Origin of the sequence: Geodermatophilus sp. YIM 151500, assembly GCF_025716945.1 — a bacterium.
Taxonomy (GTDB): Bacteria; Actinomycetota; Actinomycetes; order Mycobacteriales; family Geodermatophilaceae; genus YIM-151500.
Map to the genome: position 1 here is coordinate 18,574 of NZ_JAOVZT010000016.1, position 13,051 is coordinate 31,624.

Sequence of the window (13,051 nt, forward strand, 5' to 3'; positions counted from 1 at the left end):
CCGGCGAGGCTAGCCGCCCGGCCACCGCTGCCCGGGGCCGTCGGGCGGGCGGTGCGTCAGCCGGCGGCTTCGGCGTCGTCGGCCCGGCTGGGCGCACCCTCCTCGGGGCTGCCGGAGGTGCCGCGCCGGGGCGCGCCCTCCACGCCGTCCGCAGCGTGCGACGGGGCGACGTTGTGCCGTACCAGCCGCCAGCGCGGGCCCTGGACGGCCAGTTCGCTCCACGCGCAGTTGGCGAGCGGGCCGAGGACGCGCCGGTGCTCCGGTCCGAGGGCCAGCAGCGCCTCGAGCAGCCGACCGGCGGTGCCGGAGTGGGTCACGACCACCGCGGTCTCCGCCCGCGGGAGGTCACCGAGGGCGGCGAGGGCGCGGGCGACCACGTCGGCCGGTTCCTCGCCGCCGCGGCCGCGCACCGGCCGCCCCGCGCGCCAGTCGGCGTACTGCTCCGGGAAGCGGTCGGCCACCTCGGCGCGGGTCAGGCCCTCCCAGCTGCCGAGGCCGTGCTCGCGCAGCCGCGCGTCCACCCGCAACGGCACCCCGAGCAGGTCGGTGAGCGCGGCCGCCGTGTCGACCGCGCGCACCAGGTCGCTGGAGACCACGACGGTGCCGTCGGCGCGCAGTCCGTCGGCGAGCATCTGCCGGGCTGCCCGGGCGGCCTCGCGCCGCCCGGTCTCGACCAACGGAGGGTCCAACTGGCCCTGGAAGCGGCCGTCGACGTTCCAGGCGGTCCGCCCGTGCCGCCAGACGAGCACCCGCGACACCGGCAGCGCCGGGCGGACGCCGTCCGCCGCGGCCGCCCGGGCGGAGTCCGCCCGGGCGGAGTCGCCCCGGGCAGAGTGGGCCGCGGCCGCCCGGGGGGTGGACACCTCCAGGTCCCCGGCCGCGGGACCGGCGTTCTCGGCCGGTCCCGTCACCGGTCGGTCGGCCCGGCGTCCGGCCGGCCGTCGGGCGGCGGCTCCAGCGGGGTCGGGTCGGCGCTGCCGGGATCGACGTCGTCCGCGGAGAGGAGCTCCCCCGCCGCGCTGTCGGCGGGGCGGCTCGCCGGGGCGTCCCGGTCGGCGAAGGGGATGGTCGGGCAGTCCTTCCAGAGCCGCTCGAGGGCGTAGTAGGCGCGCTCCTCCGCGTGCTGCACGTGGACCACCACGTCGACGAAGTCGAGCAGCACCCAGCGCGACTCCGCGACGCCCTCTCGCCGGACGGGCTTCACGCCGTGCTGCCGCAGCCGCTCCTCGACCTCGTCGACGATCGCCTGCACCTGCCGCTCGTTGGGTGCCGAGGCGAGCACGAAGGCGTCGGTGATGGCCAGCCGCTCGCTGACGTCGACGATGGACACGTCGGTGGCCAGCTTGTCGGCCGCCGCCTGGGCGGCGAGCAGAGCGGTCTCCGTCGCCTCGACCGAGGCGGTCATCGCGGCACCTCCTGGTGCTGGGGATCGGGACCCTCGGGGTCGGTGGAGGCCGGCACGGGCCGCTCGTCGCGGCCGTCGGGGCCGGGGTCGCGGACGGCGCGCGAGCGGGGCGTGGGGGCGTTCGGCCGCCGCGGACCCTCCCGGTACAGCCCGCGCTTCTCGATGTACTGGACGACGCCGTCGGGCACCAGGTACCAGACCGGCATCCCGCGGCCGACGCGCTCCCGGCAGTCGGTCGAGCTGATCGCCATCGCGGGCACCTCCACCAGGCTGACCACCCCCTGGGGCAGGTGGGAGACGGCGAGGTGGAAGCCCGGCCGGGTCACGCCGACGAAGCGGGCCAGCTCGAACAGGCGGTCGTTGTCGCGCCAGCTGACGATCTGCGCCAGGGCGTCGGCACCGGTGATGAAGAACAGCTCCGCGTCGGGCCGCTGCTCGCGCAGGTCGGTGAGCGTGTCGATGGTGTAGGTCAGGCCACCGCGGTCGATGTCGACGCGGCTGACCGAGAAGCGCGGGTTGGACGCGGTCGCGATGACCGTCATGAGGTAGCGGTCCTCGGCCGGGCTGACCGCGCGCTCGGACTTCTGCCACGGCTGCCCGGTCGGCACGAAGACGACCTCGTCGAGACCGAACAGACCGGCGACCTCGCTCGCGGCGACCAGGTGACCGTGGTGGATGGGGTCGAACGTCCCACCCATCACCCCGATCCGGCCGCCGATCACCGATCGAGCGTATCCGGGCACACCGGCGCCGGCCCGTGTGGACCGACGCCGGCATCCCCGGCGTCCCGACCGCCGCACGCCCGACCGGCCCCCCCGTGCAGCCGGTCGGGAGCCGCTCGCACACATCTGGCACGGTTCGACCGGGCGGTGCGGGCGGTCACGACGTCACCGTGCTCAACGGCCGGAGGCCGCGGAGGTTACGGCCCTCTTCCGATCAGTTGCCGAGGTCACACCCGGTCGGCCGGAACCCCCGGAGGCCTCCGACCGATCCGGCGCCGTCGTGACGACCGGAGCGGTCAGAGCGTCGTGACGAACTCGGCCAGCTGGGCGGCGTTGCGGCACTCGACCATGTCGACCACCTCGCCGTACCGGTCGGCGGCCGAGTCGCCGCTGCCCCACAGCCGGCGCGGCTCCGGGTTGAGCCAGTGCGCCGAGCGCGCCCGGCGCACCACGTCGGCGAGCACCGGCAGACCGGGCGGGCGGTAGTTGGTCCGGCCGTCGCCCAGCACCAGCAGCGACGTCTTCGGCCCGACGACGCCCGGCCACCGGTCGACGAACGCCTCGAACGCGGTGCCGTAGTCGCTGTGCCCGTCCAAGCCGACGACGTCGGCCTCCCGGCCGATCCGGGCAACCGCGTCGACCACGTCGGCCCCGGGCCGGAAGAACCGGGTGACCTCGTCGGTGGTGTCGACGAACGCGAAGGCCCGCACACCGGTGAAGTGCTCGCGCAGCGCCTGGGTGAGCATCAGGGTGAAGTGGCTGAACCCGGCCACCGAGCCGCTGACGTCGCAGAGCACGACCAGCTCCGGCTTGTGCACCTTCCGCGGGCGGTGGTGGGTGACCACCGGCACGCCGCCGGTGCCCAGCGAGGCCCGCACCGTGCGCCGGAAGTCCAGCCGCCCCTCGCGGCCCAGCCGCCGCCGCGCGGAGAGGCGCACCGCCAGCCGCCGGGCGAGCGGCCCGACGGCCCGGCGCAGCTCCGCCAGGTCGGCGGACTGCGCGCGCAGGAAGTCGACCTGGTCGACCAGCGGGCGGACGGCGCTCTTCGCGACCCGGTCCCGCCCGCGCTCGGCCGCCGTCCGCCGGCGGACCTCCGCCTCGACCGCCGCGCGGAAGGCCGCCTGCCGTTCGCGCACCGTCTGCCGCGCCACCTGCTCGGCGAGCCCACCGCGGTCGCCGTCGCCGAGCAGGCCGGCGAGCAGCCGGGTCACCAGGGTGTCCGGCGACAGCGCGCGGAACACCCGGTAGCTGAAGAACGACTGGCCGGACGGCGAGGGCGGGGTCCGGCCGAAGGTCTCCACCGCGTCGCGGGCCAGGCGGCGCAACGCCTCGTCGTCGCCCTCCAGCAGCAGGCGGAACAGCTCCTCGCGCAGCACCGACGCGAGGTCCGCGCCGTCGGGCAGGTCGAGCGTCGAACCCGGCCGGTCCGCGTCCCGCTCCGCGGTGCCGTCGTCCGCGTCCGGCGCGGCCGGGAGGCGGTCGCCCAGCGGCCACCACAGGTCGAACAGGACGTCGTAGGTCGGCCGCTGCGCGGCGCGCTGCAGCAGCACCGCGGCCAGGCCGTGCCGGAGCTGCTCGCGGTCGAGGAGGTCGACGACGGTGAGGATCTCCGCGGCGTCCACGGCCTGGCTGATCCCGACGGGGATCCCAGCCTCGCGGACGGCGCGGACGAACCCGTCGAGGTGCCCGGCGAGCCCGCCGGGCTCGTACGGCGGGGCGGCGGGACCGGGAGCCGGGGCGACCATCAGTTCAGCCGCAGCTCGGCGGCGGCCCGCTCCTGGTCGCTGGCGTGCTTGAGCACCACGCCCAGGGTCGAGCGCACCGCCGGCTCGTCGAGGGTGTCCAGCCCCAGCTCCAGCAGCGTCTGCGCCCAGTCGAGCGTCTCGGCGATCGACGGCGACTTCTTCAGCTCGAGTGCCCGCAGCGCGCGGACCGTGCGCACCAGCTGCTCGACCAGCCCCGGCCCGAGGTCGGGCACCCGGGACAGCACGATCTCCCGCTCCCGCTCGGCCGAGGGGTAGTCGAGCGCCAGGTACAGGCAGCGGCGCTTGAGCGCCTCCGACAGCTCCCGGGTGGCGTTGGAGGTGAGCACCACGGTCGGCCGGCGGACGGCGGTGACCGTGCCCAGCTCGGGGATGGTCACCTGGAAATCCGACAGCACCTCCAGCAGCAGGCCCTCGACCTCGACGTCGGCCTTGTCGGTCTCGTCGACCAGCAGCACGGTCGGCTCGCTGCGCCGGATCGCGGTCAGCAGCGGCCGGGCGAGCAGGAACTCCTCGCCGAAGATGTCGTCGTGCACGGTGTCCCAGTCGGCACCGCCGGCGCCCTGCGCCGCCTGGATCCGGAGCAGCTGCTTCTTGTAGTTCCACTCGTAGAGCGCCCGCGCCTCGTCCAGGCCCTCGTAGCACTGCAGCCGGATCAGCTCGGCCCCGGTCGCCGTGGCCAGCGCCTTGGCCAGCTCGGTCTTGCCGACCCCGGCCGGGCCCTCGACCAGCAGCGGCTTGCCCAGCCGGTCGGCCAGGAACACCGTCGTCGAGATCTGCGCGTCGGGCAGGTATCCGGCGGCCGACAGCCGCTTGGTCACGTCGGCGACCGAGGAGAAGTGCGGGGCCTGGGACGGCGGGCGGGGCATGCGGCTCCTCGGGACGGCGGGACGCCGCGGGCCCGGAGCCCGGCGGCGGACGGGCCTCTAGCGGACGTGCCCGCTGCCGGTGACGACGTAGGTGGTCGAGGTGAGCTCGGGCAGGCCCAGCGGACCCCGGGCGTGCAGCTTCTGCGTGCTGATCCCGATCTCCGCGCCGAACCCGAACTCGCCGCCGTCGGTGAACCGGGTGGAGGCGTTGACCAGCACGGCGGCGGCGTCGACCCCGGCGGTGAACGAGGCGATGGCGCGGGCCGAGTCGGCGACGATCGCCTCGGAGTGGCCGCTGCCCCACCGCGCGATGTGCTCCAGGGCGGCGGGCAGGTCGTCGACGACGCGCACGGCCATGTCCATCGACAGGTACTCGGCGGCCCAGTCGTCGTCGGTCGCCGGGACGACGGCGCCGTGCGCCGCACGGGCGGAGTCGTCACCGTGCACCGTCACCCCGGCGTCGACCAGCGCGCCGAGCAACCGCGGCAGGAACGGCACGTCGCGGTGCACCAGCAGGGTTTCGGCGGCGTTGCACACGCTCACCCGCTGGGTCTTGGCGTTGAGCACGATCGCCTCGGCCATCGCGGCGTCGGCGGAGGCGTCGACGTACACGTGGCAGTTGCCGACCCCGGTCTCGATCACCGGGACGGTCGACTCGCGCACCACCCGCTCGATCAGCGAGGCCCCGCCGCGCGGGATCACCACGTCGACCAGCCCGCGCGCGCCGAGCAGCTCGCCGACCGACGCGCGGTCGGTGGGCAGCAGCTCGACCGAGCCGACGGGCAGGCCCGCCTTCTCCGCCGCCTCGGTCAGGACGGCGACCAGCGCGGTGTTGGTGCGGAAGGCCGAGGCCGACCCGCGCAGCAGCGCGGCGTTGCCGCTCTTGAGGCAGAGCCCGGCCGCGTCGACGGTGACGTTCGGGCGGGCCTCGTAGACGATGCCGACCACGCCGAGGGGCACCCGCACCTGCCGGAGCTGCAGCCCGTTGGGCAGCGTCGATCCGCGGACGACGTCGCCGACCGGATCGGGCAGCGCGACGAGCTCGCGCAGGGCCGCGGCCACGCCGGCCACCCGAGCGGCGTCCAGCCGCAGCCGGTCGACGATCGCCGGCGCGGTGCCGTCGGCCTCCGCGGCGGCCACGTCGGCGGCGTTGGCGGCGAGCACCTCGTCGGTGCGCTCGACCAACGCGTCGGCCATCGCCGACAGGGCGCCGTCCTTGACGTCGGTGGGCAGGGTGCGCAGCACCCGGGCGGCCGCCCGCGCGCGCAGCGCGGCGGCTCCGATCAGCGGCAGGTCGGCGGCGGCGGGCACGACGACGAGCCTACGCGGCGCCCCTCCCTCGCCGACGATCATGGATACCGGGAGGCGACACGCCGCTGGCGGAGGGCGCGTCGCTTCCGCACCGCCGTGATCGCGGCGGTGAAGGGGCGGCCGGCTCACCGGAAGGGGTCGGTGATCTCGCGCAGCCGCTCGAGGGCGGCCCGCAGACCGGCGGTGACCTCCTCCCCCAGGTAAGCCGTCCACTCGGCCTCCACCTCGGCCTCGACCCGGCGGGCCACCGCCACGGCCGCCTGCCCGCGCCGGGCCATCCGGACCAGCCGGGCGCGCGCGTCCGTCGGGTCGGGCACGCGCTCGACGTACCCGGAACGCTCCAGCTGGTCGACCAGGTGCCCGGCCGTCTGCTTGGTCACCAGGGCCCGCTCGGCGAGGTCGGTCAGCCGGGTGCCGTCCCGGCCGATCCGGGCCGCGATCCGCCCCTGGGCCGCGGTGATGTCGTCGAACCCGGCGGCCGCCAGGGCGGCGAGGATGCGCGCCTCCATCGCCCGGTGGGGGTAGAAGCACAGGACGCCGAGGTTCTGGCGGTCCGCCGCGCCGTCGCTCATGCCACCCCTTGACACGGTCAGATGATCTGACGATATTGGTCAGAACATCGTACCAATCGGGGGGAGGCGTCGTGGATCTCGACGCGGTGTGGCGGACCGTCGACGTGGAGCGGTCCAGCCTGGCGGACCTGCTCGACGACCTGTCCCCGGCGGAGTGGGTGACGCCGTCGCTGTGCGACGCCTGGCGCGTGGCCGACGTCGCGACGCACCTCACCCAGGCGCACATGGGGCTGGGTGGGGTGCTGGTCGGCGCCGTCCGGGCGCGCGGCAGCTTCGACCGGATGATCCGCGACGCCGCCCTGCGGGCCGCTCCCCTGCCGCGCGCCGAGTACGCGCGGCGGCTGCGGGCCATGGTCGGCTCCCGCCGCACGGCCCCGTTCGTCACCCCGCTCGAGCCGTTGACCGACGTCCTCGTGCACGGCCAGGACATCGCGCTCCCGCTCGGCCGGACCCGGCCCGTGCCGGTCCCGGCGGCCGTCGCGGCCGCCCAGCGGGTGTGGGACACGGGCTTCCCCTTCCGGGCCCGGCGCCGCTTGTCCGGGCTCCGGCTGACCGCCACCGACACCGACTGGACCGTCGGCTCCGGCGCCCCCGTCGAGGGGCCGGTGGCCGCGCTGCTGCTGCTGGTGACCGGGCGCGACGCCGCCCTCGACCAGCTCGACGGCGAGGGCGCGCACCGGCTCGCGGCGCGCCGCGGCGGCCGGGCCGAGCCGACGGGGAGGCCCGGCTGATCGGTCGCCGGCCCGCTCGCCCCCGGGGTGGTCGGCTGCCGGTCAGCCCCGGCGGGCGGCCAACCGGTGGCGCAGTCCGTTGCGGACGGCGGGCCACTCCGCGTCGGTGATCGAGTAGACGACGGTGTCGCGCAACGAGCCGTCGGGGAGGCGGCGGTGGTTGCGCAGGACGCCGTCCTGCTTGGCGCCCAGCCGCTCGATCGCCGCCCGCGACTGCCGGTTGTGCCAGTGCGTGCGGAACTCCACCGCGACGCAGCCGAGCACCTCGAAGGCCTGGCCGAGCAGCAGCAGCTTGCTCTCGGCGTTGACGCCGGTGCCCTGGGCCGAGCGCGCCGTCCAGGTCGAGCCGATCTCCAGCCGGGGCACGTCGGCGTCGACGTTCATGTACGTCGACATGCCGACGACCCGGTCGTCGGCCACCCGGCGCACGGTGAAGGGCAGCATCGTGCCGGCCAGCTGCTCGGCGAGCCGCCGGTCGATCTCGGCCCGCATCCCCTCCGGTGACGGCACCGACGTGTACCAGAGCTCCCACAGCCGCCCGTCCGACGCGGCCGTGACCAGCTCGTCGTGGTGGTCGGGGACGAGCGGCTCGAGGACGACGACGTCGCCGCGGAGCACCACCGGCTGCAGGTTCACCCGGCGCCCGGGGTCCGCTCGCGGCACCACGGGCTCGCTCCCGCGGCGCGCTCCGCTCCTCGCGCGTTCCCCGCTGCGGTGCTCACGCCCCTGTCCGCTCGCGCAACGCTCGCAGGGCCCGCCTGCGCGCGTCGCCGGTGAGCCGGTCGAGGAACACCTTGCCGTCGAGGTGGTCGACCTCGTGCTGCAGCGCGCGGGCCATCAGCCCGCTGCCCTTGACCGTCCGCGGCTCGCCGTGCACGTCGAAGCCTTCCACGACGGCGTGCATCGCCCGCGTGGTCGGGGCCCACAGGCCCGGCACCGACAGGCAGCCCTCGTCGCCCTCCTGCAGCTCGTCGGACAGCTCGGTGATCCTCGGGTTCACCAGGTGCTGGATGACGCCGTCGATGTTGAGCGAGAACACCCGGGCGCTGACGCCGATCTGCGGCGCGGCCAGGCCGGCCCGGCCGGGGTGGTCGACGGTCTCCTCGAGGTCGCGCACGAGGGCCGCCAGCTCGCGGTCGAAGGCCCGGACCGGATCGGCGGGCGTGCGCAGCACGGGGTCGCCGAGCTCGCGGATGGGGCGGATCGTCACGCGCGGCAGTCTCTCAGCCCACCGGACGGCCACCCGGCCGGGAGGTCGCCGGGCCGGGGGACCACCGGGTGTGTGCGCCGGCGCGGAGTTCCGACGCCCGGAACTCCGCGCCGGCGCACACGCTTCTCGGTCAGTGCACCGCGCGGCGGCCGAGCAGCACCATCTCGTCGCGGTGCACCACCTCGCGGCGGTACTCCGGGTCGAGCTCGCCGGTCTTGCGGCCGAGCAGCTCCGGCAACTCCCGGGCGTCGTAGGCCACCAGACCCCGTGCGACGACCCCGCCGTCCGGACCCACCAGCTCGACCGGGTCGTCGGCGAGGAAGTCGCCGACGACCCCGGTGATGCCGGCGGCCAGCAGTGAGGCGCCGCGCTCGCGCACCGCCCGCACCGCTCCCGCGTCGAGCAGCAGCCGGCCCCGCGGCCGGCTGGCGTAGCGCAGCCAGAACTGCCGGGCGCTGGGCCGCCGGCCGGTGACGGCGAACAGCGTGCCCACCCGCTCGCCGGCCAGCGCCGCGGGCGCCGCCGCGGTCGAGGTGACGACGACGGGGACGCCGGCCCCCGAGGCGATCAGCGCCGCCTCCACCTTCGTGGCCATGCCGCCGGTGCCGACGCCGTTGCGGCTGGCGCGGCCCAGCGTGACCGCGGCGAGGTCCGCCCGGCCGCGCACGGTGTCGATGAGCGCGGCCGGGCCGGTGCGCGGATCACCGTCGTAGACGCCGTCGACGTCGGAGAGCAGCAGCAGGGCGTCGGCCACCGCCACGTGCGCCACGAGCGCGGCCAGCCGGTCGTTGTCGCCGAAGCGGATCTCCTCGGTGGCGACCGTGTCGTTCTCGTTGACGATCGGCAGCACGCCGAGGGACAGCAGCCGCTCCACGGTCTGCCGGGCGTTGCGGTAGTGCCCGCGCCGGGTGAGGTCGTCGGCGGTGAGCAGCACCTGGCCGACGGTGATGCCGTGGCGGGCGAAGGCGTCGGCGTAGGTCTGCACCAGCCGCAGCTGGCCGACGCTCGCCGCGGCCTGCGCGGTGGCCAGGTCGCGCGGCCGCCCGGTCAGCCCCAGCGGGGCGAGCCCGGCGGCGATCGCGCCGGACGAGACCAGCACGACCTGGCGCCCGGCCGCCCGGACGGCAGCGAGCACGTCGACCAGGGCCCTCAGCCGCTCCTCGTCGAGGCCACCGGGCAGCGTGGTCAGCGACGACGAGCCCACCTTCACGACCACCCGCGCCGCAGCGGCGATCTCCGGCCGGACGGCGGCCGCGGGCGTCCCGGGCACGGTCCCGCTCACCGGTCGTCGTCCGGGGCTTCCAGCCCGGCGAGCTCCTCGTCGGTCCAGCCCGCCTCGGTCACCTCGTACGGCACCCGCCGGGCCTTCTTGGCCGCCAGCCGCTCGGACGCGCGGACCCGGGTGGGGGCGTCGATGCGCGCGTCGGTGCCGCGGCCGCCGAGCCCGGCGGTCTCCTCGGCCGTCAGCGTCCCGGCCGGCAGGGTCGGCACGAAGTCGAAGGTGACCCCGCCGATCGTGACCGCGTCGCCCTCGCGGGCACCGGCCTCGGCCAAGGCGACCTCGACCCCCAACCGGTTGAGCCGGTCGGCGAGGTAGCCGACGGCCTCGTCGTTGGTGAAGTCGGTCTGCCGCACCCACCGCTCCGGCTTCGCGCCGCGGACGACGAAGGCGTCGACGTCGTCCGCATCGCGCGCCACGGTGAACCCGGCGTCGTCGACCGCCCGCGGGCGCACGACGACGCGGGCGGGCTCCGGCGGGGGCAGCGACGCCCGGTGCTCCTCGACCGCGGCAGCGAGGGCGTAGCCGAGCTCGGTCAGCCCCTCCCCCGTCGCGGCGCTGACCGGGAACACCCGCAGGCCGCGCCGCTCGAGCGACCCGCGGACCAGATCGACCAGCTCCCGGCCGTCGGGCACGTCGATCTTGTTGAGGACGGCGATCCGGAGCCGGCCCACCAGGTCGAGCTCCTCGCCGCCGTAGGCGCGCAGCTCCTGCTCGACCGCGGCGACGTCGCTCTCCGGGTCGCGCCCCGGCTCCAGCGTGGCCATGTCGACCACGTGCACGAGCACCGCGCAGCGCTCGACGTGCCGCAGGAACTGCAGGCCCAGGCCCTTGCCGGCCGAGGCGCCCGGGATGAGCCCGGGGACATCGGCCATCGTGTAGGTGACGTCGCCGGAGCGGACCACCCCGAGGTTGGGCACCAGCGTGGTGAACGGGTAGTCGGCGATCTTCGGGCGGGCCGCCGACATGGCCGCGATCAGCGACGACTTGCCGGCCGACGGGAAGCCGACCAGGCCGACGTCGGCGACGCTCTTGAGCTCGATGACCGCGTCGAAGGCCTCGCCGGGCTCGCCGAGCAGGGCGAAGCCGGGTGCCTTGCGCCGCGGGTTGGCCAGCGCGGCGTTGCCGAGGCCGCCCTTGCCTCCGGCGGCCAGCACCACCCGGGTGCCGGCGCCGACGAGGTCGGCGATGACCCGGCCGTCGGGCGTGCTGACGACGGTGCCGGCCGGCACGCGGAGGACGCGGTCCTCGCCGCGCGCCCCGTGCCGGTTGCTGCCCGCACCGGGGCGGCCGTTGCCGGCCCGCTGGTGCGGGCGGTGGTGGAAGTCCAGCAGCGTGTGGACGTTGGGGTCCACCTCGAGGACGACGTCGCCACCGTCGCCACCGTTGCCGCCGTCCGGGCCGCCGAGGGGTCGGAACTTCTCGCGGTGGACCGAGGCCACGCCGTGCCCGCCGTTGCCGGCGGCGACGTGCACGACGACCCGGTCGACGAAGGCCGCCATGGGTTCTACCTACCGATCGGAACGCAACGAGCGCACGAGCCCGGTCGGGCCCGTGCGCTCGTGGGGGTGTGGAACGGTCATCCTCCAGGGCCCGCGCCGAGCCTGCGAGGCGTGGGGGGAAGGATGGTCCTCTACTCGACCGCGGTGATGGAGACGGTCTTGCGTCCCCGCCGGGTGCCGAAGGTGACCGCGCCCGGCTGCAGGGCGAACAGCGTGTCGTCGCCGCCGCGGCCGACGCCGAGCCCGGGGTGGAAGTGGGTGCCGCGCTGGCGGACGATGATCTCGCCGGCCTTCACGACCTGGCCGCCGAAGCGCTTGACGCCCAGCCGCTGGGCGTTCGAGTCGCGGCCGTTGCGGGAGGACGAGGCGCCCTTCTTGTGTGCCATGTCGGCGTCAGCCCTTCGTCTTGATGTCGCGGACCACGACGTCGGTGAGGGGCTGACGGTGCCCCTGCCGCTTGTGGTAGCCGGTCTTGTTCTTGAACTTGTGGATGCGGATCTTCGGGCCCTTGCCGTGGCGGACGATCTCGCCGGTCACGGTCACGCCGGCCAGCTTGCCCGCGTCGGTGGTCACGGTGTCGCCGTCGACCAGGAGCACCGCCGGGAGGGTGACGGTGTCGCCCGCCTCACCCGCGAGACGGTTGACCGTGAACCGGTCGCCCACGGCCACCTTGTGCTGCCGGCCACCGGCCTTCACGACTGCGTACACCACTGACTCCTCGATCGGTTCCCTCGTGTCCTGCAGGGTGTCCTGCGCGCACGACCGGTGCCGGGCACCGGGTGCGGGACGGGTTGCCCGCCGGCCAGCCGGCACCGCGAGGTGCCCGGCCCGGGACGATGCAACCTGGCCAGCGTACCCGAGCGGCGGCGCGCCGGTCGAACGGGCCAGGGTGACCCCGCTCCCCCGACGCACCCGCGCCCGGCCCGCGCGTGCGGGGAGCGGGCTGGCCCCGTCCGGGGGCCCGCCCCCGCGCCCGCGTGGGCGGGGGCTCTCCTCAGGCGGGCGGTCCCGCCGGGCGGCTCGCCCCCCGGCGCCGGCGCGGTCGGGCCAGCAGTGGCGGGTGCTCCTCGGCGGGCGCCTCGGCCGCCGCGGTCCCGGCGGTCGCGTCCTCGACGGCGGGCTCGGCGGCCGGGGTCTCGGCGGGCACGGGCACTTCCGGCACGGCAGCTTCCGGCACGGCAACTTCCGGCACGGCAACTTCCGGCACGGCAACTTCCGGCGCGGCCACCTCCGGCAGGTCCGCGGCCGCGACCGGCCGGGCGTCGAGGGTGACCGGCTGCGCCGCGGCGGCCTCGACAGCGGTCCGGGAGCCGGCGTCACCGCCGCCCGCGTCCGCCTCGCCGGTGCCGCCCGCGTCCTGCTCGCCGGTGCCGCCCGCGTCCTGCTCGTCGGCGCGCGAGGCGGTCTCGTCGGCGCGCGAGGCGGTCTCGTCGGCGCGCGAGGCGGTCAGGATGGCGGCGTCCTCGGCCTCGAGCTCCTCCCCGGCCTGCCCGCGGTTGCGCCGTCCGCGGTTGCGGCGGCCACCCGAGCGCGGACCCCCGGTGTCGTCGTCCGGCCCGGCCCCGTCGGGACCGGACGTCCCGCCGGCCGCGACCAGCTCGCGGCCGCCGTCCCGCGCGGTGTCCCTGCCGGTGTCCTTGGCCGTGTCCCTCGCGGTGTCCCTCGCGGTGTCTCTGGCGGTGTCCTT

General features: G+C 76.2%; 14 protein-coding genes and 1 pseudogene. 1 reads left to right on the forward strand and 14 read right to left on the reverse strand.

Annotation, left to right across the window (positions count from 1 at the left end):
• Nucleotides 1–56: 56 nt before the first annotated feature.
• The 7 genes from OF117_RS19975 to OF117_RS20005 form a co-directional block, all read right to left on the reverse strand.
• On the reverse strand, nt 57–863 hold the full coding sequence (locus OF117_RS19975) for a histidine phosphatase family protein (protein WP_263554607.1): 807 nt from the start codon (nt 861–863) through the stop codon (nt 57–59).
• Nucleotides 864–907: 44 nt separating this feature from the next.
• Nucleotides 908–1,405, reverse strand: a complete 498-nt coding sequence (rsfS, locus tag OF117_RS19980) for a ribosome silencing factor (protein WP_263554608.1) — start codon at nt 1,403–1,405, stop codon at nt 908–910.
• The gene (gene nadD / locus OF117_RS19985; RefSeq protein WP_263554609.1) at nt 1,402–2,127 is read right to left on the reverse strand and encodes a nicotinate-nucleotide adenylyltransferase; all 726 of its coding nucleotides are present in this window, start codon (nt 2,125–2,127) and stop codon (nt 1,402–1,404) included. Before nadD ends, rsfS begins: the two co-directional genes overlap by 4 nt.
• A 296-nt stretch (nt 2,128–2,423) precedes the next feature.
• On the reverse strand, nt 2,424–3,872 hold the full coding sequence (locus tag OF117_RS19990) for a vWA domain-containing protein (RefSeq protein ID WP_263554610.1): 1,449 nt from the start codon (nt 3,870–3,872) through the stop codon (nt 2,424–2,426).
• On the reverse strand, nt 3,872–4,759 hold the full coding sequence (locus OF117_RS19995) for an AAA family ATPase (protein WP_263554611.1): 888 nt from the start codon (nt 4,757–4,759) through the stop codon (nt 3,872–3,874). Before OF117_RS19995 ends, OF117_RS19990 begins: the two co-directional genes overlap by 1 nt.
• 57 nt (nt 4,760–4,816) lie before the next feature.
• On the reverse strand, nt 4,817–6,070 hold the full coding sequence (locus tag OF117_RS20000) for a glutamate-5-semialdehyde dehydrogenase (RefSeq protein ID WP_263554612.1): 1,254 nt from the start codon (nt 6,068–6,070) through the stop codon (nt 4,817–4,819).
• Between the two features lie 125 nt (nt 6,071–6,195).
• Nucleotides 6,196–6,642 (reverse strand): MarR family winged helix-turn-helix transcriptional regulator, encoded by a 447-nt coding sequence (locus OF117_RS20005; RefSeq protein WP_263554613.1) that lies wholly within the window; start codon nt 6,640–6,642, stop codon nt 6,196–6,198.
• 71 nt (nt 6,643–6,713) lie between these two features.
• On the opposite strand from OF117_RS20005, the gene OF117_RS20010 reads away from it, so the two are divergent.
• Nucleotides 6,714–7,373, forward strand: coding sequence for a maleylpyruvate isomerase family mycothiol-dependent enzyme (locus tag OF117_RS20010; RefSeq protein ID WP_263554614.1), 660 nt, complete (start codon nt 6,714–6,716; stop codon nt 7,371–7,373).
• Between the two features lie 42 nt (nt 7,374–7,415).
• On the opposite strand, the gene OF117_RS20015 is transcribed toward OF117_RS20010, so the two are convergent.
• The 7 genes and pseudogenes from OF117_RS20015 to OF117_RS20045 form a co-directional block, all read right to left on the reverse strand.
• Nucleotides 7,416–8,039 (reverse strand): GNAT family N-acetyltransferase, encoded by a 624-nt coding sequence (locus OF117_RS20015; protein WP_263554615.1) that lies wholly within the window; start codon nt 8,037–8,039, stop codon nt 7,416–7,418.
• Between the two features lie 52 nt (nt 8,040–8,091).
• Nucleotides 8,092–8,583 (reverse strand): peptide deformylase, encoded by a 492-nt coding sequence (gene def, locus OF117_RS20020; RefSeq protein WP_263554616.1) that lies wholly within the window; start codon nt 8,581–8,583, stop codon nt 8,092–8,094.
• A gap of 130 nt (nt 8,584–8,713) precedes the next feature.
• Complete coding sequence (proB, locus tag OF117_RS20025) at nt 8,714–9,865, reverse strand: glutamate 5-kinase (RefSeq protein WP_263554617.1); 1,152 nt, start codon at nt 9,863–9,865, stop codon at nt 8,714–8,716.
• Nucleotides 9,862–11,364, reverse strand: coding sequence for a GTPase ObgE (obgE, locus tag OF117_RS20030; protein WP_263554618.1), 1,503 nt, complete (start codon nt 11,362–11,364; stop codon nt 9,862–9,864). Before obgE ends, proB begins: the two co-directional genes overlap by 4 nt.
• Nucleotides 11,365–11,495: 131 nt before the next feature.
• Complete coding sequence (gene rpmA, locus OF117_RS20035) at nt 11,496–11,750, reverse strand: 50S ribosomal protein L27 (RefSeq protein ID WP_263554619.1); 255 nt, start codon at nt 11,748–11,750, stop codon at nt 11,496–11,498.
• Nucleotides 11,751–11,757: 7 nt separating this feature from the next.
• Nucleotides 11,758–12,072: a 50S ribosomal protein L21 gene (gene rplU / locus OF117_RS20040; RefSeq protein ID WP_263554620.1), complete on the reverse strand. Its 315-nt coding sequence runs from the start codon at nt 12,070–12,072 to the stop codon at nt 11,758–11,760.
• Between the two features lie 286 nt (nt 12,073–12,358).
• Nucleotides 12,359–13,051, reverse strand: a pseudogene (locus tag OF117_RS20045) (hypothetical protein); the annotation flags it as partial.